This is a genomic window from Methyloceanibacter sp., from assembly GCF_050999895.1.
Lineage (GTDB): Bacteria > Pseudomonadota > Alphaproteobacteria > Rhizobiales > Methyloligellaceae > Methyloceanibacter.
Genome location: NZ_JBPCOU010000075.1, coordinates 1 through 19,825, shown reverse-complemented (window position 1 = coordinate 19,825; position 19,825 = coordinate 1). Strand labels below are relative to the sequence as shown.

General features: G+C 61.9%; 27 protein-coding genes, 1 tRNA gene and 1 pseudogene. 15 read left to right on the top strand and 14 right to left on the bottom strand.

Annotation, left to right across the window (positions count from 1 at the left end; genetic code table 11):
* Positions 1–44 precede the first annotated feature (44 nt).
* On the bottom strand, positions 45–1,337 hold the full coding sequence (gene ccrA, locus ACR2J1_RS08290; RefSeq protein WP_434018911.1) for a crotonyl-CoA carboxylase/reductase: 1,293 nt from the start codon (positions 1,335–1,337) through the stop codon (positions 45–47).
* Positions 1,338–1,709: 372 nt separating this feature from the next.
* Here ccrA and ACR2J1_RS08285 point away from each other — a divergent pair, with 372 nt between their 5' ends.
* From ACR2J1_RS08285 to ACR2J1_RS08275, 3 genes are all read left to right on the top strand, one after another.
* Entirely contained in the window at positions 1,710–2,174 is a 465-nt protein-coding gene (locus ACR2J1_RS08285; RefSeq protein WP_434018857.1) for a hypothetical protein, read from the top strand.
* A gap of 166 nt (positions 2,175–2,340) precedes the next feature.
* Complete coding sequence (locus ACR2J1_RS08280) at positions 2,341–4,371, top strand: methylmalonyl-CoA mutase family protein (protein WP_434018856.1); 2,031 nt, start codon at positions 2,341–2,343, stop codon at positions 4,369–4,371.
* A 148-nt stretch (positions 4,372–4,519) separates the two neighbouring features.
* Entirely contained in the window at positions 4,520–4,696 is a 177-nt protein-coding gene (locus ACR2J1_RS08275) for a hypothetical protein (protein WP_434018855.1), read from the top strand.
* A gap of 28 nt (positions 4,697–4,724) precedes the next feature.
* Here ACR2J1_RS08275 and ACR2J1_RS08270 read toward each other — a convergent pair whose 3' ends face one another.
* Positions 4,725–5,930, bottom strand: coding sequence for a response regulator (locus ACR2J1_RS08270; RefSeq protein WP_434018854.1), 1,206 nt, complete (start codon positions 5,928–5,930; stop codon positions 4,725–4,727).
* 201 nt (positions 5,931–6,131) lie between these two features.
* Between ACR2J1_RS08270 and ACR2J1_RS08265 the strand changes: the two genes are divergently transcribed.
* Genes ACR2J1_RS08265 through ACR2J1_RS08255 form a run of 3 tightly spaced genes read left to right on the top strand, consistent with a single transcriptional unit; the run spans position 6,132 to position 7,641 of the window.
* The gene (locus ACR2J1_RS08265) at positions 6,132–6,371 is read left to right on the top strand and encodes a (2Fe-2S)-binding protein (protein ID WP_434018853.1); all 240 of its coding nucleotides are present in this window, start codon (positions 6,132–6,134) and stop codon (positions 6,369–6,371) included.
* Between the two features lie 56 nt (positions 6,372–6,427).
* Positions 6,428–6,925, top strand: coding sequence for a bacterioferritin (gene bfr / locus ACR2J1_RS08260; RefSeq protein WP_434018852.1), 498 nt, complete (start codon positions 6,428–6,430; stop codon positions 6,923–6,925).
* 50 nt (positions 6,926–6,975) lie between these two features.
* Positions 6,976–7,641, top strand: a complete 666-nt coding sequence (locus ACR2J1_RS08255) for an alpha/beta hydrolase (protein WP_434018851.1) — start codon at positions 6,976–6,978, stop codon at positions 7,639–7,641.
* An 82-nt stretch (positions 7,642–7,723) separates the two neighbouring features.
* Here the strand turns inward: ACR2J1_RS08255 and ACR2J1_RS08250 are convergent, their stop codons facing one another.
* Positions 7,724–8,605, bottom strand: a complete 882-nt coding sequence (locus ACR2J1_RS08250) for a sensor histidine kinase (protein ID WP_434018850.1) — start codon at positions 8,603–8,605, stop codon at positions 7,724–7,726.
* A gap of 185 nt (positions 8,606–8,790) precedes the next feature.
* Between ACR2J1_RS08250 and ACR2J1_RS08245 the strand changes: the two genes are divergently transcribed.
* Positions 8,791–9,357, top strand: a complete 567-nt coding sequence (locus ACR2J1_RS08245) for an HNH endonuclease (RefSeq protein ID WP_434018849.1) — start codon at positions 8,791–8,793, stop codon at positions 9,355–9,357.
* A 4-nt stretch (positions 9,358–9,361) separates the two neighbouring features.
* Here ACR2J1_RS08245 and ACR2J1_RS08240 read toward each other — a convergent pair whose 3' ends face one another.
* Entirely contained in the window at positions 9,362–9,871 is a 510-nt protein-coding gene (locus tag ACR2J1_RS08240; RefSeq protein ID WP_434018848.1) for a disulfide bond formation protein B, read from the bottom strand.
* 1 nt (position 9,872) lies between these two features.
* Positions 9,873–10,454, bottom strand: coding sequence for a YqaA family protein (locus tag ACR2J1_RS08235; protein WP_434018847.1), 582 nt, complete (start codon positions 10,452–10,454; stop codon positions 9,873–9,875).
* A 111-nt stretch (positions 10,455–10,565) separates the two neighbouring features.
* Here ACR2J1_RS08235 and ACR2J1_RS08230 point away from each other — a divergent pair, with 111 nt between their 5' ends.
* From ACR2J1_RS08230 to ACR2J1_RS08215, 4 genes are all read left to right on the top strand, one after another.
* A complete protein-coding gene (locus tag ACR2J1_RS08230) occupies positions 10,566–11,483 on the top strand; it encodes an aldo/keto reductase (protein ID WP_434018846.1) in 918 nt (305 codons plus the stop codon).
* Entirely contained in the window at positions 11,483–12,157 is a 675-nt protein-coding gene (locus ACR2J1_RS08225) for a DUF6064 family protein (protein ID WP_434018845.1), read from the top strand. The genes ACR2J1_RS08230 and ACR2J1_RS08225 overlap by 1 nt, the downstream gene beginning before the upstream one ends.
* A gap of 54 nt (positions 12,158–12,211) precedes the next feature.
* Positions 12,212–12,297 (top strand) — tRNA-Leu (locus ACR2J1_RS08220).
* A 139-nt stretch (positions 12,298–12,436) separates the two neighbouring features.
* The gene (locus ACR2J1_RS08215) at positions 12,437–13,480 is read left to right on the top strand and encodes a hypothetical protein (RefSeq protein WP_434018844.1); all 1,044 of its coding nucleotides are present in this window, start codon (positions 12,437–12,439) and stop codon (positions 13,478–13,480) included.
* 340 nt (positions 13,481–13,820) lie between these two features.
* Here ACR2J1_RS08215 and ACR2J1_RS08210 read toward each other — a convergent pair whose 3' ends face one another.
* Positions 13,821–14,000, bottom strand: a complete 180-nt coding sequence (locus ACR2J1_RS08210; protein ID WP_434018843.1) for a hypothetical protein — start codon at positions 13,998–14,000, stop codon at positions 13,821–13,823.
* A gap of 20 nt (positions 14,001–14,020) precedes the next feature.
* Here ACR2J1_RS08210 and ACR2J1_RS08205 point away from each other — a divergent pair, with 20 nt between their 5' ends.
* Positions 14,021–14,185 carry a hypothetical protein gene (locus tag ACR2J1_RS08205; protein ID WP_434018842.1) on the top strand — a complete coding sequence of 55 codons (165 nt, stop codon included), beginning with the start codon at positions 14,021–14,023 and terminating at the stop codon, positions 14,183–14,185.
* Between the two features lie 73 nt (positions 14,186–14,258).
* Positions 14,259–14,513, top strand: coding sequence for a hypothetical protein (locus tag ACR2J1_RS08200; protein ID WP_434018841.1), 255 nt, complete (start codon positions 14,259–14,261; stop codon positions 14,511–14,513).
* Positions 14,514–14,547: 34 nt separating this feature from the next.
* On the opposite strand, the gene ACR2J1_RS08195 is transcribed toward ACR2J1_RS08200, so the two are convergent.
* The 7 genes from ACR2J1_RS08195 to ACR2J1_RS08165 form a co-directional block, all read right to left on the bottom strand.
* Positions 14,548–14,811: a DUF6582 domain-containing protein gene (locus ACR2J1_RS08195; protein WP_434018840.1), complete on the bottom strand. Its 264-nt coding sequence runs from the start codon at positions 14,809–14,811 to the stop codon at positions 14,548–14,550.
* A gap of 69 nt (positions 14,812–14,880) precedes the next feature.
* A complete protein-coding gene (locus tag ACR2J1_RS08190) occupies positions 14,881–15,357 on the bottom strand; it encodes a ferritin-like domain-containing protein (RefSeq protein WP_434018839.1) in 477 nt (158 codons plus the stop codon).
* Between the two features lie 142 nt (positions 15,358–15,499).
* Positions 15,500–15,853, bottom strand: a complete 354-nt coding sequence (locus tag ACR2J1_RS08185; protein ID WP_434018838.1) for a cupin — start codon at positions 15,851–15,853, stop codon at positions 15,500–15,502.
* 4 nt (positions 15,854–15,857) lie between these two features.
* Positions 15,858–16,751 carry an aldo/keto reductase gene (locus tag ACR2J1_RS08180; RefSeq protein ID WP_434018910.1) on the bottom strand — a complete coding sequence of 298 codons (894 nt, stop codon included), beginning with the start codon at positions 16,749–16,751 and terminating at the stop codon, positions 15,858–15,860.
* A gap of 103 nt (positions 16,752–16,854) precedes the next feature.
* The gene (locus ACR2J1_RS08175) at positions 16,855–17,298 is read right to left on the bottom strand and encodes a nuclear transport factor 2 family protein (protein WP_434018837.1); all 444 of its coding nucleotides are present in this window, start codon (positions 17,296–17,298) and stop codon (positions 16,855–16,857) included.
* A gap of 232 nt (positions 17,299–17,530) precedes the next feature.
* Positions 17,531–17,755 (bottom strand): hypothetical protein, encoded by a 225-nt coding sequence (locus ACR2J1_RS08170; RefSeq protein ID WP_434018836.1) that lies wholly within the window; start codon positions 17,753–17,755, stop codon positions 17,531–17,533.
* Between the two features lie 48 nt (positions 17,756–17,803).
* Positions 17,804–18,076, bottom strand: coding sequence for a hypothetical protein (locus ACR2J1_RS08165; protein WP_434018835.1), 273 nt, complete (start codon positions 18,074–18,076; stop codon positions 17,804–17,806).
* A gap of 109 nt (positions 18,077–18,185) precedes the next feature.
* Between ACR2J1_RS08165 and ACR2J1_RS08160 the strand changes: the two genes are divergently transcribed.
* The gene (locus tag ACR2J1_RS08160) at positions 18,186–18,638 is read left to right on the top strand and encodes an MEKHLA domain-containing protein (RefSeq protein WP_434018834.1); all 453 of its coding nucleotides are present in this window, start codon (positions 18,186–18,188) and stop codon (positions 18,636–18,638) included.
* Positions 18,639–18,825: 187 nt separating this feature from the next.
* Here ACR2J1_RS08160 and ACR2J1_RS08155 read toward each other — a convergent pair whose 3' ends face one another.
* Entirely contained in the window at positions 18,826–19,254 is a 429-nt protein-coding gene (locus ACR2J1_RS08155; RefSeq protein ID WP_434018833.1) for a GFA family protein, read from the bottom strand.
* Between the two features lie 409 nt (positions 19,255–19,663).
* On the opposite strand from ACR2J1_RS08155, the pseudogene ACR2J1_RS08150 reads away from it, so the two are divergent.
* Positions 19,664–19,825: pseudogene (locus ACR2J1_RS08150) on the top strand (glutathione-dependent formaldehyde dehydrogenase); the annotation flags it as partial.

Sequence of the window (19,825 nt, the reverse complement as noted above, 5' to 3'; positions counted from 1 at the left end):
ATGGTGCGCGCCCAACGATGTGTTGAGCGCCCGCGGGACGGCGGCTATTTGCCGTGCATCTGCTCGCTGGCTTCGATCACGTCCTCGACCGTTCGAAGCCCCGTGCAGGGTGCGCTGACGAGAACGGACATGTTGCCCGGACGATGCTGATTCTTCCACATGCGCATGTGCGCCTTCGGGATCTGCTCCCAGGGGAAGACCTCGGACATACATGGATCGATGCGCCGCTCAACCACGAGCCGGTTGGCCTGGCTCGCTTGCAGGAGATGGGCGAAATGCGAGCCCTGGATGCGCTTTTGATGCATCCACACATAGCGGGCATCCATGGTGATGTTGTAGCCCGTTGTGCCGGCGCAGAACACGACCATGCCACCGCGCTTCACGATCAGAGTGGAGACCGGGAAGGTTGCCTCGCCCGGATGCTCGAAGACGAGATCAACGTTGACGCCCTTGCCGGTGATGTCCCAGATCGCCTTGCCGAAATTGCGCGCTTCCTTCAGCCAGACATCATATTCCGGCGTGCCGACCTTTGGCAGCTGACCCCAACATTTGAAATTGTTGCGGTTGATGACGCCCTTGGCGCCGAGCGACATCACGAACTCCGCCTTGTCGTCGTCGGATACGACGCCGATCGCGTTGGCGCCGGCCGTGGCGCAAAGCTGCACCGCCATGGAGCCGAGGCCGCCGGAGGCACCCCACACGAGCACATTGTGCCCGGGCTTCAGCGTGTGCGGGCGATGCCCGAATAACATGCGATAGGAGGTCGCGAGAGTGAGGGTGTAGCAGGCCGCCTCTTCCCAGGTCAGATGCTTCGGGCGCTCGAGAAGCTGCCGATCCTGCACCCGGGCAAACTGCGCAAAAGAGCCGTCCGGCGTCTCGTAGCCCCAGATGCGCTGCGAGGTGGAGAACATCGGATCGCCGCCGTTGCACTCCTCATCGTCGCCATCGTCCTGATTGCAGTGGATAACGACCTCGTCGCCGACCTTCCAGCGTTTGACCTTGGAGCCCACCGCCCAGACGATGCCAGACGCGTCGGAGCCGGCGATATGATAAGACTGCTTGTGAACGTCGAGCGGTGAGATCGGAATCCCGAGCGAGGCCCAGACGCCGTTATAATTAACGCCCGCGGCCATCACGAGCACGAGGACGTCGTGGGAATCTAGCTCCCAAGTCGGCACGACCTCGACCTGCATAGCTTCGTCGGGCGGCCCGTGCCGATCCCTTCGGATCGCCCAAGCATACATATTCTTCGGGACATGGCCGAGGGGCGGAATCTCGCCGACTTCGTACAGGTCTTTGGTCGTGCCCCGCTCGGGTGATAGCGTAGCTAATGACATCTCATTCATCCGAATTTGCCCCCTGCCTTACTCTTTAACGGGCCCGTTTGCATTGCAGCAAGTCTCTGCCATCCATTTCGCTGCTGCAACATAAATGCAGGCTCCGGCTTAACGCCGCAACGCTGATTTGATCGTACGCCGTTCTCGAAGGCTGCTGCCTCGGCGGATTCAGCCCAGCGCGGGTGGAGCGTTAGCAAAAACAATCGGCTCTGCACAGGGGTCAAACGCCCCAGCTTCACGCAACCGTTAAGGCGCGGGGCGGAACTGGGGGCAGGCCTGCGACGTTCTTCCCTCGATCCGCGAGCCTTAAGCCTCAACTCGAACGCCGCGGTCTAATGATTTTAGGCCCTTTTGAACCCCAAGGAGACCCTGATGCGATCGAAACTGACCCTCATGACTACCGTCGCCGTCCTGACCCTCGGCTTTGCCGGTGCCGCCGCCGCCGAAGACGCCCCGGGCGCCGCCCAGAACATTACCATTGCCGCTGACGAGGGTGCAGCGAACGTACCTGGCAGCACGGCCGGGGGCAATGCCGCGAGTCCGACCGAGAATCCCGGGGCTCTTTCGGCTCCTGAGAAGAACACCATGGGCAGTAATCCGACTGGTGGGATGAGCAAGGACTCATCCGCGAATGTCCCCGGCGCCGACGCTGACGGCGATTCGAAGACTGAGAACCAAGGTGCGCTCTCGGCTCCCGAAAAGGATGCAAAGAGTACCGGACCGACTGGTGCCGGCGGCCAGACCGACAATTCGGCGGCCAACGTTCCCGGGACCAAGTCCGAAGGCGACATGAAGAACGAAAATCAGGGCTCTCTCTCGGCGCCTGAAAAGGACTAGATGTAAGACTTGTCGGGGCCGGCAACGGCCTGTTTCGCCAATAGAATTGATCGGGCGGTGCGCGAGCACCGCCCTTTCTTTTGGCCGTCCGGCCCCTTCAAGCAGGACACGCGCGTGTTGCCGAAAGACCCTCGACCATGCTTCGATGCCGTCCAGGACGAGCAAGATGACCCACAAACCCGCCAAACGCGACAAACCTTGGATGTTCCGCACCTATGCGGGTCACTCCACGGCGAAGGCTTCCAACGAGCTTTACCGGGGCAACATCGCGAAAGGCCAGACCGGCCTCTCGGTCGCCTTCGATCTCCCGACGCAGACCGGTTACGATTCCGACGATCTCCTCGCTCGCGGCGAGGTCGGCAAGGTCGGCGTGCCAATCTCTCATCTCGGCGACATGCGCGCTTTGCTTGAGGGCATTCCGCTGGAGGAAATGAACACCTCCATGACGATCAACGCGACGGCGGCATGGCTGCTGGCGCTGTACATCGCACTTGGCGATGAGCAGGGCGCCGACCGCAACAAGCTCGCTGGCACGGTGCAGAACGACATCATCAAGGAATATCTGTCGCGCGGCACCTATGTGTTTCCGCCCGCGCCGTCGTTGCGGCTGATCAAGGACGTAATCGTCTTTACCGCCCGCGAAGTGCCGAAGTGGAATCCGACCAATGTCTGCTCCTACCATTTGCAGGAAGCAGGCGCGACGCCCGCCCAGGAGCTCGCCTTTGCGCTGGCAACCGCGGAGGCCGTTCTCGACGAGGTTAGGAACTCGGGCGCGGTTCCCGACGCGGAGTTTCCGCATCTCGTCGGCCGCATCAGCTTCTTTGTCAATGCGGGGGTCCGCTTCATCACCGAGATGTGCAAGATGCGCGCCTTCGTCGATCTCTGGGACGAGATCGCGCGCGACCGCTATGGCGTCGAGAATCCCGACTATCGCCGCTTTCGTTATGGCGTGCAGGTCAACTCGCTCGGGCTGACCGAGCAGCAGCCGGAAAACAACGTCTACCGCATCTTGCTTTCGATGCTTGCCGTAGTGCTGTCGAAGAACGGGCGTGCCCGCGCCGTGCAGCTTCCGGCATGGAACGAGGCACTAGGGCTGCCGCGGCCCTGGGACCAGCAATGGTCGCTCAGACTCCAGCAGATCGTTGCCTATGAGACCGACCTTCTCGAATATGCCGATATTTTCGATGGCTCGGAGGTAGTTGAGCACAAGGTTGAGGAATTGAAGGAGCAGGCCCGCGCCGAACTTGCCAAGATCGAGGCGATGGGCGGCGCCGTCGCTGCCATCGACTATATGAAGGAGGCGCTGATCGCCTCGAACGCCGCGCGCATCGCCGCCATCGAAACGGGCGAACAGGCGCTGGTGGGCGTCAACATCTATACCGAGACCGCACCCGCGCCGCTCAGCGCTGGCGCCGACGGCATCACCACCGTGCCCGAAACCGTCGAGATGGAGCAGGTCGCGGCGCTGCAAGCCTGGCGGCAGCAGCGCGACGACAAGGAAGTAACGAAGGCGCTGATCGAGCTAAAAGCCGCCGCGAGCGAAGGCCGCAACATCATGCCGCCGTCCATCGAGGCCGCTAAAGCGGGCGTAACCACCGGCGAATGGGGCAAGGTGCTGCGCGAAGTCTTCGGCGAATATCGCGCGCCGACAGGCATCGCCGCCAAGCACGCCATCGACGAGGTGCGGCTTGAAGACGTTCGCCGCCGTGTCGATGCAGTCTCCGAACGCCTCGGCCGCCGCCTGACCTTCGTCGTCGGCAAACCCGGCCTCGACGGGCATTCCAACGGTGCCGAGCAGATCGCCGTGCGCGCAAGCGATTGCGGCATGGAGGTCGTCTATGATGGCATCCGCTTCACTCCCGCCGAGATCGTCGCCGCCGCCCGTGAGCACAAAGCCCACGTTGTCGGTCTGTCCATTCTCTCGGGCTCGCACGTTTCGCTCGTGCGCGATGTTGTGCAGCGGCTGCGCGAAGCCGGCCTTGCCAACGTCCCCGTGGTGGTTGGCGGCATCATTCCCGCAGAGGACGTCAACATCCTGAAGCAATGCGGGGCGGCCGCCATCTATACGCCCAAGGATTTCATGCTGAACGACATCATGGTCGGCCTTGTCGACCTCGTCGACAGCAAGGCCGAGGATCTCAAGGACCAGGGCACCCCGGCGCCGCAAGCGCTTTTGCGCGCAAAGGTCGCGACCTGAAACGAGCTGCGGGCGTCCCGTAAGCCAAAAAGGCCGTCCTCCGGTTTTGTGGACCCAGGCGAGCGCGGATAGGCGAACCCTCCCTTTATCGCTAGACTGCCGACTCACGCGCCTGTCTTGAAAGGCGCTTGCCATAATGGGGGGCACAATGAACTTCAATTTGACGTCACCGCGCCGGGAAACCTTTCTCGTCTCCGTCGTCATCGCCATCCTGGTGATCATCGGGATGATCGTGCCGTTGCCGTTCTTCACCGCCTATGGCATGGGCCTGCTCCTGATCGCCTATCTGATCCTGCTCGCAGGCGTTCTCATGGAGAACTTTTAAGCCCCCCGCTATCCAGCGGGCGCAAGCGCTAGCGTCCCGCCGCTACCCGGCTCTTGTCATCGTGGGCAAGGAAGGGAGCGAGCGCCGCATGCAGCTCGCGTCCGCGAATAGGCTTCGCCACGCAGGCATCCATGTCGGTCACGACGGACTTGCCGCCGGCTTTCAGGGTCGCGGCGGTCAGCGCGACGATCGGAACGATACCGGCGGCCCCGCTCAGGGTGCGGATCCGTTTTGCGGTCTGCGCACCGTCGAAACCGGGCATCGTGATATCCATGAGCACGAGGTCATAGCCGCTCGAGGAGAGGCAAAGGATGGCTTCGGCGCCGCTGTCGACGATCTCGTAGGTTAGGCCGAACTCGCTGAGATAGGTCCCGATGAGCATGCGGTTCACGGCATTGGCCTCGACCACGAGCAGATGACCGGAGAGCGCATTGGCCTCAATTCGCGCGCACGCCGGCGCGGAAACCTGCGCCTCGCCGCGCGCTGCCGCGACCGTGAACCAAACCACGCTGCCATGCCCCGCGACGCTGTCGCAGCCGAGTTCCCCGCCCATCATCTCGATGAGGTGCCCAGCCAAAGACGGCCCAAGTCCGGTCCCATCGTCATGACACAGGAGCGCCTCGATCTGACTCAATCCGCCGCCGCTGGCGGTGATATCGAAGCGGAGCCGAAGATGGTTTTCGCTGTCCCTGGCACGCACATAAAGCCGTAATGAGCCGTCCTCGGTCGCAGCGAGCGCACTTCCCGTGAGGGCATTCAGGATCTGGCGCAGGCGCGCCGGGTCCCCGACGACGAACCGCGGGCAGCTGAGGCCGATCTCGAGCCCGCTTTTCAGGCCCTTCTCGCTGGCGCGGACGCGCATGTCCTGCATGACGCCGCGAAGGAGCTCGTGCAGGTCGAAGGAAACGCAGTCGAGCTCGAAGCGGCCCGACTCCACTTGCGAAAAATCGAGAATGTCGTTGAGGACCGTGAGCAGGCTGCGCGCTGATTTCTCCAGCGTCTGGGCATAGCGGCGCTGGCTATTGTCGAGCCGGCTTCCGAGCAGCAGCTCAGCCATGGAGAGAATGGCGCCCATCGGCGCCCGCAGCTCGTGACCGATGACGCCGAGCAGCTCCGACTTGGCCTTCTCGGCGATCTCCGCGCGCTCGCGCGCGCCCCGCTCGGCTGCTAGAGCGTCCACGAGACCTTGGATTTGCGCGAACAAATAGTCAGGTTTGAAATCTTCCGCCTGCATTGGCGCGGCCTCATCCCTTATCCCAGACGGGCAGGATGACAGCCATCGCTTAAAACTCGGCTAAATTGCCTGAACCATAAAAAGGCTTGAAAACTCACGAATTCGCCTCGCGGTCGGACCGCTGTTGAAAAGAACGGACTTCGCCGGAGGCCTGAAACCTTGCCGTAGCCCAAGATTCGAGTCACCAAGCCGAACCTTCACATGATCGTCTGCTCCTGCTCCATGATCACCGACCGGGACATCGCCGACGCGGTCTCCGCGCTGCGAACCGCGGACCCGTTTGTGGTGCTCACGCCCGGCCTCATCTACCGCCATCTCGGCAAGCGACCGTCTTGCGGCAGTTGCCTGCCGCTGATCACGAAGCTGATGGTCGGCTATGACGAGGAGGGACCGAGCTCTGCGGCCTCGTTCCCCCACAGGTCGCCCATCGAGGAGCCCTAGCGGCAACGTCAAGAACAGGCCATGATCGAAAAAAAGGTTGAGAAGAGGAGCTGAGCATGAAGGGCAATCCAAGGGTCATCGAGTATCTCAATAAGGCGCTGACGAGCGAGCTGACCGCCGTCAACCAATATTGGCTGCATTACCGATTGCTGGACGACTGGGGCTTCACCAAGCTCGCCAAGAAGGAGCGCGAGGAATCGATCGAGGAGATGCATCACGCCGATAAGCTCGTGACCCGCATCATCTTTCTCGAGGGCTTTCCCAATCTCCAGCATATCGATCCCCTGATGATCGGGCAGAACATCAAGGAGATCCTCGAATGCGACCTCAAGGCGGAGTATGGCGCAAGGGCGCTCTACATGGAGGCGCGCGCCGCCTGCCGTAAGGAAGAAGACTACGTCACCATGGACCTGTTCGAGGAGCTCCTCACCGACGAGGAAGGCCACATCGATTATCTCGAAACGCAGCTCAACCTTCTAAACGACATCGGCATCCAGAACTACGGCCAGCTCAATGCCCACTCCGCCAACGACGTTCCCGAGGGGGACGCCTGAGCGTGGTGTTGCGGATGAGAACGTCAGGTCTGCGGCGGGCGAAGGCGTAAATGGCCGCCCAATCTCTCGATGGGCCGCGCCTCGGCCCCGCGGCTGGCGGAACGCCGCGGCAGCTCGTCATGTTTCTGCACGGCTACGGCGCCGACGGCAACGACCTCATCGGACTTGGCCGCGAATGGGCCAGGGACTTACCTCACGCCGCCTTCGTCTCCCCGAACGCGCCACAGCCTTGCGGCATGGCGCCGATGGGCCGGCAGTGGTTCAACCTGACCATGGGCGATCCCGCCCGCATCGCGTCGGGCGTAACCGAGGCCTGCCCCTCGCTGCATGCTTTTGTCGACACCGAGCTGAAGCGGCATGACCTGCCGCCCAAGGCATTGGCGCTGGTCGGCTTCAGCCAAGGCACCATGATGGCGCTGTCAGTCGGCCTTGGGAGGACGCCGCCGATCGCGGCCATTGTCGGTTATTCTGGCGCCCTTGCCAGCCTCGAAGGCATTCCCGCCGACCCGGCCGACGGCCCCGCGATCCTTCTTATTCATGGCGATGTCGACGAAGTCATTCCCGTCGACGCCATGCTCATCGCCCGCGAGCAGCTCGCGCGCGCTGGCCTGCCCGTGCAATGGCACATTGCCGGCGGCATCGGTCATGGAATCGACCCCGAGGGTCTCCGCCTCGGCGGCGCCTTCTTGAAGGACGCCTTCGCCTCCGCGAAGTGACGCTGGCCTTGTTCCGGGAAAGTGACGCTGACGCGGCAGCCGGGCTCGGCCTTGGTCCGCTCCATGCTCCCGTTCAGCTGCCTTACGAGAAGCTAGACCAGTTGGGAGCCGAGGCCTCTTGCGGCGCCCTCCTCACACCCTTGCCGTTATCCTCGACGGTGAGAGTGAGGCCGCCTTGGCGCTGGAGGCCCACCACGATCAGGCCTTCCCGCCCGTCTGAAAACGCATGCTTGAAGGCGTTCCTGACGAGCTCGTTGACGATCAGTCCGACTGGAATGGCGCGTCCGGTCGGAAGTTCGAACTGCTCACTATCGACCCGAAGCGAGACCGCGTCGGAGCTGTTCATGGACTCGGCGAGATTCTGGCAAAGCACTTCGAGATAGCCGCGCATCTGCACGCCCGTTCCGGCCGCGACGGGCTCAAACTGCTCGTGTGCCCTGCTGAGCGCGTGCAGCCTGCCGACCGCTGTGTTCAACGCGGCCTCCACCTCGGGATTGGTTTGTGCGCGGGCCTGGAGCGTCAGCACGGACGCCGCCATAGCAAGGTCGTTCTTGGTGCGATGCCCGAGCTCCCGATACAGCAGATCCTTGATGCGCTCAGCCTCGGCCGCGCGCTCCCAGCCTTTGCGTAACGCTTCGCTCACTGCCGCCAGCGCGACGCCGATCAGCAGAAACATCGTGAGCGGCAGCCAATAATGCTGGGGATGAAGCCCCTCCGACCTTTCTTGCGTGGAGAGGACCAGCAAGGCCGTGCTGAACCCGGCAGCAAGGAATCCCGACCCGCGATCGAACATGACCGCGGCAAGAAACACCGCCGGATACATGACGAAGAAGCAACTGACGCCGGTCTGTTTTTCGACCAGGCGCATCAGCCCGAAGGAAGCGAGCACAAACAGGGTCGTCACGCCATAGCGCAACCATATCGGCTGCGGCCGATCGGGAAGCCACTTGAGAAGATTCTCCATTCGCCGAACTCAACGTTGCTTGAAGGTCATGGGCTCACTTGGCGCGCCGCGCCGATATAGACGCGATCGAAGGCGAATTTCTACCCCATGTTGGGTGCTTCACATTGCCGACACATGGCTATAGTATCCGCGCCCAAGGAGGCTTCGACCCGCGTGCGACGGGCAAGCGCGTAAGGATCTGGGTCTTGAACGTCGCAACCGCATCGGCCGCACCGGGCACGTTTCCAGCCCTTGTGCTCAATGCCGACTATCGCCCGCTCAGCTATTACCCGCTTTCGCTGTGGGGCTGGCAGGACACGGTCAAGGCCGTCTTTCTCGACCGCGTGAACATTGTCTCCGAATACGAGCGCAGCGTCCGCTCGCCGAATTTCGAGATGAAGCTCCCGAGCGTCGTATCGCTCAAGAGCTATGTCCGCCCGGCTCTCTATCCCGCCTTCACGCGATTCAATGTCTTCCTGCGCGACCGGTTCACCTGCCAATACTGCGGCGACGATAAGGACCTGACCTTCGACCATCTCGTGCCGCGGTCTCGCGGCGGCCTGACGCGCTGGGACAATGTCGTCACCGCTTGCGCGCCCTGCAATTTGCAGAAGGGCGGCAAGATGCCCGACCACGCCAAGATGTGGCCAGCGCAGAGACCCTACCGACCGACGGTGTTCGAGCTGCACCGCAACGGGCGGCTCTTCCCGCCCAATTATCTGCATGTGAGCTGGCTCGATTATCTCTACTGGGATACCGAGCTCGAGCCGTAGGCTCTCAGCGCCGCCACTGCGTCGCGCCAAACATGGCAATCGCAGCGAGCGCGAGCGAGATCAGCGCATTCCAGACCGACAGCGAGAACCCGAGCACGTGCAATGCGGCTTCGTCGCAGCGCACCACCTGCACGCTTTCCATTTGCCGTGCGAGCCCGCCCTCGCCCCATTCAATCGCGGTGCCGCCGCTGCACGAGGCAGGCCCTTCCCACAAATCCCATTCGATGCCGGCGTGGTAGGTGCCAAGGCCCGCGTTAAACAGAAACGCGACCGCGATGAGGGCGAGCAAGACCCACGCTGCGGTCCAGAAATTATACTGCGCCAAGATGTAGGCTGCGGCGCTCGCCGGTACGGCGAAGTAATACGCATTACGCTGCTCGAGGCAGAGCGGGCATGGCGCATGATTGCCGATATGCTCGAAGGCGAGCGCAGCGAGAATGGTTGCGGCGGCGATGCCGAACACCATCGCGCTCGCGATCGCTCCGGGCCTTGAAGCGTCTGCGCGGGCTGCCATGTCAGAATGCATATTTGGCGATGATGAAGCCGCCGATAATGGCCGCCAGAAATCCGGTCGTGACCAATGTCAGCCGCTTCTCGACGAACTCGCGGATCGGCTCGCCATAGATGCGCAGGAGTTCGGCCTCGATGAAGAAGCGCGCGCCCCGCGTGATGAACGACAGCACCACGAACATGAAGAAGTCGTATCCGGCGAAGCCAGAAGCAATGGTCACGATCTTGTACGGGATCGGGGTGAGGCCCTTGATCAGAATGATCCAGGCGCCCCATTCGGCATAGGCGGCGCGAAAGGATTCCACGCCCTCGCCGTAGCCATAGACCGAGATCAGCCAATGTCCGACGGTGTCGTAGAGAAAAGCTCCAATGGCATAGCCGAGTATGCCGCCGAGCACCGAGGAGATGGTGCAGACCAGCGCGTAGAGCCTCGCTTTTTGCGGCTGGGCCAGCGCCATCGGCACGAGAATGACGTCGGGTGGAACGGGAAAAAAGGAGCTCTCCGCAAACGACACGGCCGCCAGCGTCGGCAGCGCGTGCCGGCTCTCGGAAAGCTTGATGACCTTGTCGTAGAGGCCCCTCAACATGGCCGCTTCCTTAGCGGGGGCCCGTGTCGTTGTCCATCGGGCTTCTTGCACGGAACCCGGACATCGTATTGCCGCTTACATTAGGATCCGCCAGCCTTTTTGAAAAACGCCATGCATCTCAACCGCCGCATCTTGCTCCGTTCCATGGCCGCGGCCGTCGCCGCGACAGCCCTCCGTCCGGCAGCCGCGTTTTCTCAAACCGCGCCCCTCACCAAGCCCGTCCCCTCTTCGGGCGAGGCGCTGCCCCAGGTCGGTCTCGGCAGTTGGATCACTTTCAATGTCGGCGACGATCCGGTGGCTCGCGACAATTGTGCCGAAGTGATGCGCGCGTTCTTCTCCAACGGCGGGCGCATGATTGACTCCTCGCCCATGTACGGCTCTTCACAGGAGGTGATCGGATACGGTCTCAAGAAGCTCGGCGAGACCGCAAACGTGTTTTCCACAGACAAGGTTTGGACCTCGTCGGGCGCCGACGGCCCAGCTCAGATCGAAGAGTCGCGCAAGCACTGGGGCGTCCCGCGCTTCGACCTTATGCAAATTCACAACTTGCTGGCGTGGGAGGCGCATCTTGAAACGCTGTTCGCCATGAAGGAAGCAGGTCAGCTTCGTTATATCGGCATCACCACCTCTCATGGGCGCCGTCATCGCGAGATGGAAAAGATCATGCGCGCCCATCCTCTCGACTTTATTCAACTGACCTACAACGTGGTCGATCGGGATGTCGAAAAACGCCTTCTGCCACTCGCGCGGGAGAAGAGCATCGCCGTTATTGCGAACCGGCCGTTTCAGCAGGGCGCTCTGATCCGTAGTCTGCAAGCCGCGCCTTTGCCGGAATGGGCGGGCGAAATCGGCGCCAGGAATTGGGCGCAGTTCCTTTTGAAGTTCATCATCTCGCACCCGTCCAACACCTGCGCGATCCCGGCGACATCAAAGGTCGCCCACGTCCGCGAAAACATGGAGGCGGCAGGCGGGCCGTTGCCCGACGAGAAAATGCGCCGGCAAATGATCGCCTATGTCGAGGAGGTTTGATGTCCGAGTGGTGGACGTATCGCCTCTCCGACTTCCTGCTGTTTTCGCCCGAGACCTATTACCGGCTGTTCGCGCTCTATAACGCCGCCATCTGGCCTGCGCAGATCGCCGCTGTTGCCGTTGGATTTGCAATCCTGGCGTTGCTCGTTTGGCGTCCGCGCTGGGCCGGGTCCGCCATCGTCTTATTGCTTGCCGTCTGTTGGGCATGGGTGGCGTCGGGCTATTTCGCCGCGCGCTATGCGACGATCAATTGGGCCGCGAGTTATTTTGCCTCTGCATTTGTTCTGGAGGCGATTCTTCTCATTTTGAGCGGTACCGTTTTCGGTCGGCTGTCATTCTCCGAAGCGAGAAGATCGCTTTGGACGACAGCGGGGGTCACCCTGTTCGCCTTCGCGCTTCTGCTCCAGCCGCTGATCGGTCCGCTCGCCGGCCGCGAATGGGCCGGACTGGAACTGTTCGGCGTCGCCCCCGACCCGACCGTACTCGCCACGCTGGGCGTCCTGCTTGCAGCCGATCGTTTGCGTTGGGAACTCCTCGTCATGCTCTGGTGCGTGGTCACCGGCGCAACGCTTTGGGCCATGTCCCCTCCGGACGCGCTCTTGATCCCCATTGCGGCCCTGCTTGTCGTCTTGCTAGCTATCTATCGGAGCCATTGCGCGTCCGCTGGCGGCTGATACCCAATGCCTTCTGTTGACCGCGCTCTTGCCTTATCCCATGTTCCGCCCCGTGCCCCAGTGGCGGAATGGTAGACGCGGCAGACTCAAAATCTGTTGTTCGCAAGGACGTGCCTGTTCGAGTCAGGCCTGGGGCACCACTCTCTCCGAAGTGACGACATTGACCGGACACGGACCTAGTTCTCGGCGCGGACAGCAAGGCGATCGTCGTGCAGGACGACCTCGAAAATACCTATCAGAAGCTCCATTAGCGATGCGCCTCGCCCAGCCTGAATGAACATGACGGCGCGCTCTCTTTTGACGGCACTGCTCCTCCTGCCGCTTTCGGCCTTGTGCCTCGCATCCTCGCACGCGCAGACGCAAGCAAACCCGCCGGAACCGGTCATCGACGCCATCGAGGCTGCGCCTTCGCCCGCCGGTCCGCGGCAAGTGATCGTCGGCGCCTATATCAACGACATCCAGCAGCTCGACTTCAAGACCAACAACTACGCCATCGATCTCTATGTCTGGTTCCGCTGGAAGGGCGGCCACGCCGATCCGTCCAAGACCATGGAATTCATGAACCGCTACGCCGCTGACGACAATCTGCGCGAGCAGCTCTACGAAAAGCCGGAGCCGATGCCCGATGGCAGCCTCTATTCCATCATCCGCTACGAGGGCCGCTTCTCGACTGCGTTCGCGCTGGAGAATTATCCGCTCGACGAGCAGTCGCTGACGATTGTGATGGAAGACACGGTTTCCGGCAGCGATACGCAGATTTACGTTCCCGACACCAATCCCAGCATTTCGGTGAACCCTGCGATCACGCTACCTGGCTTCCGCATCGGCAAGCCCAGTCTGCGCATCGTCGAGAACACCTATCCCACCAATTTCGGCGACATTTCTAGCCCAGAGGCCGATACCTATTCGCGCATCTCGATCTCGGTCCCGGTGACGCGTCCCGTCGTCGCGATGTCCATCAAGACCTTCGTGCCGATCATGCTCATCGTCGTCTGCGCCGCGCTCGTCTTTTTCGTGCGTCCGCGTTACGTCGAAGGCCGCCTCGGTCTCGGCATCACAGCACTTCTCACGCTCGTCGCGCTACAGCTCACCTCGGGCGCATCGCTGCCCGACGTCGACTATCTGATGATGCTGGATAAGATGTTCCTGCTCGCCTACGTCTTCATCATCGTCGCCCTCGGCCGCGTCGTCGCCACCTCTTGGCGAGGCGCGGATGTGGACGCCGAGGCAACGATCAAGCGCAAGGACCGCAGCTGGGCAGCGGCCCTCGTCGCCGCCTATCTCGTGGCGAACCTCGCCGTCGCCTGGACCGCCATTGCCTGACCCTCCGCGGGGCCGCGTTATCGCCATTGCAGGTAGGCCACCGCTTCCTTAATCTCAACCTGGGATTGGGGCCTTCACCATAAGCGAAAACAGACCGGCTGGAGCCACGTCGCGGCAGTGATCTCGCGAGCCTAAGGCAAGGGAACTGAAGTGATGCGTCTCGGGGGGCTCGCGCTGCGTTTGATCCTGCTTGCCCACTTTGGCCATGCTCCGCCGCAACGGCCCAAGAAACCATGGAATGGCAATTCCACCCACCGAGCGGGCCAGGCACCCAGGCGAGCTGGTCTACGGGGTGCCCGAGACCGATAACGTTCAAGCGATGGGCCTTTGCGATGCGGCCTCAGCTACCGGTGCCAAGTCCCCGACACTCACCTTCGCTGCCGACATCGGCGATAGAGAGACCGGAGAGGATGTAACCTTGCGCTTCTCCGGCGGCGGCTTCGATCATGCGCTTCCCGGCCTCACCTACCGTCCCCAGAGCGAAGAAGGCATCGTCGGCGTCCAACTCAGCATCGCCCATGACGATCCTCTTTGGCCGCAATGGCTGAAAAGACCTCACTCGATTATCTCGTGCAAGGATACAGAGCCGCCACGATCGATTTCGAGCTCGGTAGGGACAAGCTCCAAGCCTTCTTGCAAGACTGCCGATCCTCCGCTGGAGCGCCCATCGAAGGCAATAACGCCGAGAAGGACGCCTTCCTATGAGGCCTTTCTGTCCAGCTAACCGACCGGATTTTATGCCGATCTGGCCCGCGCCTATGTCAAGCAGCTCAAGGGGATGCCTGCCGCCCCTACAGCCGCTCCCAAGAGCCGGAAGCCGGAAGCGAAAACGGATCCCAAGCCGAAGAAGAAGAAATACGACCCCGCCACCTCTTGCCGCGAGCTCGGCATGGACTATCGCGGCGGCAAGTGTGTGGCGAAGGCGAAGAAGGACGTCGAGCGCTACAAGAAAAAGAAGAACGTCGCGTGCCCGCCCGGCATGTACCACAACCCGCTCGGCCAATGCCAGCCCAACGAAACCGGCGGCTGCTAGGCCATGCCACTGATTTCACGCTACGGGGCTCAACCTAGCGGCCGATTTCGCGCCAACTCTTCTCGTTGACGTCGACGCCGTAATGCTGCGCCGCCTTCTTGATGTTGGCGAAGGCAAGCTCGCGATCCGCATCGGTGACGCCCTTCACCTGGTCGAACCGGGCCAGGGCGTTCCTGACATGGTCGGCGTCGGTGAGCGGTTCCTTATGATGCCGCGGAAAGGCAAAGACCGTTTCGGGAAACTCAGCCCGATTATGAACCTCGCCGTGCTCGGTAGACGGCTTCCAGGTAGTTTGCATCTTCGCATCTCCTTGTTGAGTTAGAGCGAGTCCCCCAACCCAAACATTCGGAGCGGCGACAGCGCCGCCCTAACGGCCCTTCTTGCCTGGAGCCGTTCGGCCCACATCGGGCACGTCCTCGCCGAGAGCCGTCGCGAGATCGATTTGGTGATCTTGCTCTTGCACCAGGATCTCGCGAATCTGCTCCGCCATGGCGAACTCGCCAAGAGCTTCGCATTGCCGCACGCGCTCGCGATAATTCACGATGGTTTCGTTTTCGTTATCGAGATCGAAGCGCAACATGTCGCGCGCGTTCTCCGACACCTTGACCGGCTTCGGCGTGACCGTCGGCATCTTGCCGAGATAATCGATTTGCCGCGAAATCGTGAGCGCGTGTTGCAGTTCCTGATGCGCGTGCTCCTCAAGCTGGTCGGCGATGTTCATATACTCCGCGCCTTTGAGGACTTGGGAGTAGACGACATAGGCGATGATCGCCTGATATTCGCGCGACAGGTCTTCGTTCAGTAGCTCCGCTAAGTGGTCCCGAGAAATTTGTTCTTCAGCCATGGGCCTCCTCCTGTGTTGTAAGGGCCCGATCGCGGCCGCCCAGCCGTAAATCCCGCCCCGCCCTGTCGACCGTCTATATCGTTGAGACTTCGAATAAGTCAGTAACGGACATCCTACGGTTTAGTGAAAGCCTCGATCCCTCTCAACCGCCCGCTTGCATATGCAGGGCGAGCCAGACCGTCGGCGGGGTAACTTGCGTCCAGGTCACGCGGTGCCGGCAATGCGCCTGGAGCAGCAGCCAATCGCCAGCGGTGAGGATGCGGTCGTCATCTTCGCCTTCGATGCGCAACCGCGCGGCGCCCGCCACGAGCATCACCCACTCGTCGCCCGACTGATCGTACCAATCGTCCTCGCCGCTCGTCTGCCCCGTAGACACGATCCGCTCGATGCGCATGTTCGGCCTATTGAGGATGATGTCCGTGATCTCGGCATCGACCGGCCGCGTCGGCAGCCCGTCTGTGAAATTTCCGCTTTCGATCACATTGCTCACCCGCATGAGCTTAGGCCTTCTCCGACGCCAAGCGGCCTTCTCGGTCGAGCTCGGTGAAGTCCGCGTCCGACAGGGTGATATTCGCCGCGGCGACATTCTCTTCCAGATGCGCAACCTTGCCGGTGCCGGGGATGGGGAGCATCACCGGGCTCCGCTTCAACACCCAGGCAAGCGCGATCTGGCTCGGGCTTGCGCCATGCTTCTTGGCGATACCATCGAGAATGGATCCGGGCTTCGCGAGATCGCCCGCGGCGAGCGGAAACCACGGAATGAAGCCGATGCCCTCTTGCTCGCAATAATCGAGCACGTCCTCGCTGCCGCGATCGACGAGATTATATTTGTTTTGCACGGTGGCCACCGCAAATACCTTCGCCGCATCCTCGATGTCCGGGACGGAGACCTCGCTCAAGCCCGCATGACGGATCAGGCCGTCGTCAAGCATCGACTTGATCGCCCCGAACTGCTCGTCGCGCGGGACGTTCGGATCGATGCGATGCAGCTGCCAGAGATCGATATGCTCCACGCCGAGCTTCTCGCAGCTCTTGATCGCCTGCCGGCGCAGCCGCTCCGGACCGCCGTTGATGTCCCAGACATCCGGACCCGGCCGCTCCAGGCCGGCCTTGGTCGCGATCAACAGACCGTCATAGGGATGCAGCGCCTCGCGAATGAGCTTCTCGGAGACATCCGGCCCGTAGGAGTCGGCGGTGTCGATAAAATCAATGCCGAGCTCGGGCACGCGCTTCAGGGTGCGCAACGCCTCGTCACGATCGGGCGGCGGGCCCCAAATGCCCTTGCCCGTGAGGCGCATAGCCCCGAATCCGAGGCGGTGAATTTGAATATCGCCGCCAACCTTGAAGCTGCCGGATTTGCGCGCGTCGGGCGCGCCGCTGGATTTCGCCGTCATGTCGTTCATGGTTTCGCCTCCTCGTGTTGAACCTCGGGATACAAGGCGCGAGACGGCAAAAAGATCGAAGGCGCCGGGCGGCATGGCGTCTCAGGCGTCGCGCTTACGGCTTGAGGGCGGTGACCTGGTAGAAGCGTTCCATCCAAACTCCGTCGCGCTTCACCAGGATTTCCGTGGCGTAAACCGGAGACGGCAAGGGCTTTCCCTTGAAGCTTCCCTCCAATTTCGCCGTGAAGTTGCGCATCGCGGCATCAGGCCCGAGCATCGTGACCTTCACCGGGCCGACAATCGTCTCGCTGAATTTCAGCTCAGGCAGCGAGGCGATCTGCTGATCCGTCGATTGCGGGCCGTCATAATACGGCGTGACCGACACATGATCGGGGGTCATCAATGTCTTTATGGCGGCTGCGTCGCCCTGCGCGAAAGCCTTGTCGAGCGCGGCGGCGGCCGCGTTGACATCCTTCGCCATGTCGGCATCGCCGGCGCTCGCCTGCGACAGGGCCACCGCAACAAACAGCATGCAAAACACGGTCGCCAAGATTCGCATCAGCTCACTCCTTCGCGCCGCAAGCAGGCAGAAGGTTGCCAATTTAGCGTAAAGCCGCGTCGGGGGTCCGGAGTGCGTTGCCACAAGCTTAGCACAACCTTGACCGCCGGATTCCAATTGTCTCTGGCCGCAGGCGATGACCAAGAGAAGACTACAGCGAAATTTGAGGCACGAGGATAAATAGGCCCCACGCGGGACCGATGAGGTATGGCCGACGCTCCGTGGAAACGCGTCAGGCGGCCGGGCGGTCGCGGCGAAACTCCGGTCTGTCGTCCTGGCGCAAAGGGGTCGCTGCGGCCGCCACGCTCTCCCTTTCACGCGGGCTCTCACTCAGGACTTGCGGAAGAGATTTCGGGGTCCGGCTCCGCTGCTTGCGCTCCCGCAATTTCAGCACGAGATTCCAGACGCCCCAAAAGACAACGGCAAGCACGACCGCAACACCGCCTATGATGACCATGACGAAGGACCTCTTACTGCCTTCTTCGGGCGATCCGCAGTCTGTCTTTTAACGGCCCGACTTCTTACGGCGTTCCACTTCGGCCTCTGAAACTGCGCCCGCATCGATCAGGGCCCGCACGCAGGCCTTTGACAGATTGTGGCCCACGCGGTCCATGCAGGAACGGAGAGCGGCAGTCTCGAGCCCGTATTCCTCGCAATGCTGCTTATAATCGGCACTGCATGCCTGCTGCACCTGCTTGCTGATAGGCTTAGACAGTGCCGGAAATGCGGCAAACACGCAGACGCTAGCGACTAGGATTTTCGCGGAATAAAGTTTCATCAGGTTCCTCAATGATGGCAAAAAGGGTTCAGGAGACAATGCCGGAACGGCGACCGGGTTCCCATCGCCAAAGGATTTTCTCGAACGCCGAGAAGCGGCGGATCTGCGCATGAGTCTGGCCACGGATTCGAATTTCTTCGACCTGCTCGTCGGCAGCTATCGCCGCATGGTCGGCGCGGATCCGGACTTTCTTGCGGGCGAAGAGCGTTCGGCGGAATGGCTGTACGAAGACGCGGCGTATTGCGTCGTCGCGCACAACACCGACCCCGAGCCGCGCTTCATCTATGCGAACCGGGCGGCGCAAGCCTGCTTCGAATATCAGTGGGAGGTGTTCACCTCGCTGCCGTCGCGCCTTTCCGCGGAAGAGCCGGACCGCGCCGAACGCGCACGCCTGCTGGACAAGGTCGCCGGCAAAGGCTTTGCGCTGAACTATCGCGGCTTGCGCATCGCGAAGTCGGGACGCCGATTCCTGATCGAGGACGGCGTGATCTGGAACCTCGTCGATCGCAACGGAACCCTGCACGGCCAGGCGGCCGCCTTTCGCACCTGGCGCGATGTGTGAAAATTCGCGAGGGGTCTGAGCTCCCTGCTGTCCTTCCCACAATTCGCCATTCCCGGCCTTATGCCGGGCATCCACGATGGGCGTCACGGCGCGGTCCAAGACCTGGATGGCCGGGTCAAGCCCCTCCATGACGCAAGTGGAGACGCGGGAATCCATTAAACGCCGCCAGTCCTTGTGCTGCACATCATCACGCCTTGCCGGCGAGCACGGCAGCAGACGGCTGCCGCTCGTCTTGCGGAATGCCAGGGTCGATGCAGGCCCAGCTCGGCGCGCGGCTCGTCCAGATCGTCAGTTGCGGGCGGCCGAACTCCGGATCGTCGAGCGAGCCGGCGCGTACGCTGATGAGATGCGGCCGCGCATCCGAGCGGGTGAAGAGCGGCGTGCCGCAAGTCGGACAGAAGGCGCGGAACATATGCGTGCCGCTATCGGCGATGCTCTCATATTCGGCAGTCGTGCCAGTGATGCGGATCTTGTCGCTCGGGAAGACGACGTTCACCGTGGCACTGCCGGCGCTTACGTATTGGCAGGTGCGGCACCAGCATGTCCGCACCGTTACGGGCTCCGCGCTCACCTCGTAGCGCACCGCCTTGCATAAACATCCGCCCGTGATCGCCATGGCTTTCTCCTTTGCGCCGCTCGCCGGGAATTCGCGGACCGTCTGTTACAAGCCCATTTTGATAGTAGTGGGCAACTACCGCTGCAAATTGCCGATCGCTTTTAGGAGCCTTGGACTCAGCAAACTGCTTAATGTCGACCGACCTGGCCGCCCCAGGCAGTTTCTGTAAGGGTATGTTCGGAGATGACGAGGCACCGGTTGGGGAGTCGATTTAGGAGTCGACAGCCCCAATGTCTCACTAGCGAACCGTATAGCCCGCTCCAGTTGGGCTTTCTCAAGCCCTTTGAGCGTCTCTACGATCGCTTTTGCCGCATCAAATTCATTGTCAGTGCTTGTATGCGCCATACGCGCGCCTCCACATCCAGCTGTACATTTCGAGTGTACACGCAAGAGCATACAGGCATGAATATGCATCGACGCCGTGGGCCTCGAGGCGCACGCGATGCGCTCGCTCGACTCGATGTATGACCGCGTCAAGCAGGCGCTGATGCTGGAGAGCGACCGCCCGCATGTCATCCGCGAGATGTTCTATGTCTGCCGTCCCGGCGGCACCGTGTCGATCCCCGGCGTC

Coding starts and splice junctions, on each gene's coding strand:
- ACR2J1_RS08285 (WP_434018857.1), top strand. CDS start 1,710: ATGCGATCGAAACTGACCCTCATGACTACCGTCGCCGTCCTGACCCTC.
- ACR2J1_RS08275 (WP_434018855.1), top strand. CDS start 4,520: ATGAACTTCAATTTGACGTCACCGCGCCGGGAAACCTTTCTCGTCTCC.
- ACR2J1_RS08175 (WP_434018837.1), bottom strand. CDS start 17,298: ATGCGAATCTTGGCGACCGTGTTTTGCATGCTGTTTGTTGCGGTGGCC.
- ACR2J1_RS08185 (WP_434018838.1), bottom strand. CDS start 15,853: ATGCGGGTGAGCAATGTGATCGAAAGCGGAAATTTCACAGACGGGCTG.
- ACR2J1_RS08250 (WP_434018850.1), bottom strand. CDS start 8,605: ATGGAGAATCTTCTCAAGTGGCTTCCCGATCGGCCGCAGCCGATATGG.
- bfr (WP_434018852.1), top strand. CDS start 6,428: ATGAAGGGCAATCCAAGGGTCATCGAGTATCTCAATAAGGCGCTGACG.
- ccrA (WP_434018911.1), bottom strand. CDS start 1,337: ATGTCATTAGCTACGCTATCACCCGAGCGGGGCACGACCAAAGACCTG.
- ACR2J1_RS08265 (WP_434018853.1), top strand. CDS start 6,132: ATGATCGTCTGCTCCTGCTCCATGATCACCGACCGGGACATCGCCGAC.
- ACR2J1_RS08180 (WP_434018910.1), bottom strand. CDS start 16,751: ATGACGGCGAAATCCAGCGGCGCGCCCGACGCGCGCAAATCCGGCAGC.
- ACR2J1_RS08215 (WP_434018844.1), top strand. CDS start 12,437: ATGACGGCGCGCTCTCTTTTGACGGCACTGCTCCTCCTGCCGCTTTCG.
- ACR2J1_RS08240 (WP_434018848.1), bottom strand. CDS start 9,871: ATGGCAGCCCGCGCAGACGCTTCAAGGCCCGGAGCGATCGCGAGCGCG.
- ACR2J1_RS08230 (WP_434018846.1), top strand. CDS start 10,566: ATGCATCTCAACCGCCGCATCTTGCTCCGTTCCATGGCCGCGGCCGTC.
- ACR2J1_RS08210 (WP_434018843.1), bottom strand. CDS start 14,000: ATGGGCGATGCTGAGTTGGACGCCGACGATGCCTTCTTCGCTCTGGGG.
- ACR2J1_RS08170 (WP_434018836.1), bottom strand. CDS start 17,755: ATGGTCATCATAGGCGGTGTTGCGGTCGTGCTTGCCGTTGTCTTTTGG.
- ACR2J1_RS08205 (WP_434018842.1), top strand. CDS start 14,021: ATGGCTGAAAAGACCTCACTCGATTATCTCGTGCAAGGATACAGAGCC.
- ACR2J1_RS08255 (WP_434018851.1), top strand. CDS start 6,976: ATGGCCGCCCAATCTCTCGATGGGCCGCGCCTCGGCCCCGCGGCTGGC.
- ACR2J1_RS08160 (WP_434018834.1), top strand. CDS start 18,186: ATGAGTCTGGCCACGGATTCGAATTTCTTCGACCTGCTCGTCGGCAGC.
- ACR2J1_RS08225 (WP_434018845.1), top strand. CDS start 11,483: ATGTCCGAGTGGTGGACGTATCGCCTCTCCGACTTCCTGCTGTTTTCG.
- ACR2J1_RS08235 (WP_434018847.1), bottom strand. CDS start 10,454: ATGTTGAGGGGCCTCTACGACAAGGTCATCAAGCTTTCCGAGAGCCGG.
- ACR2J1_RS08280 (WP_434018856.1), top strand. CDS start 2,341: ATGACCCACAAACCCGCCAAACGCGACAAACCTTGGATGTTCCGCACC.
- ACR2J1_RS08200 (WP_434018841.1), top strand. CDS start 14,259: ATGCCTGCCGCCCCTACAGCCGCTCCCAAGAGCCGGAAGCCGGAAGCG.
- ACR2J1_RS08165 (WP_434018835.1), bottom strand. CDS start 18,076: ATGAAACTTTATTCCGCGAAAATCCTAGTCGCTAGCGTCTGCGTGTTT.
- ACR2J1_RS08190 (WP_434018839.1), bottom strand. CDS start 15,357: ATGGCTGAAGAACAAATTTCTCGGGACCACTTAGCGGAGCTACTGAAC.
- ACR2J1_RS08270 (WP_434018854.1), bottom strand. CDS start 5,930: ATGCAGGCGGAAGATTTCAAACCTGACTATTTGTTCGCGCAAATCCAA.
- ACR2J1_RS08195 (WP_434018840.1), bottom strand. CDS start 14,811: ATGCAAACTACCTGGAAGCCGTCTACCGAGCACGGCGAGGTTCATAAT.
- ACR2J1_RS08155 (WP_434018833.1), bottom strand. CDS start 19,254: ATGGCGATCACGGGCGGATGTTTATGCAAGGCGGTGCGCTACGAGGTG.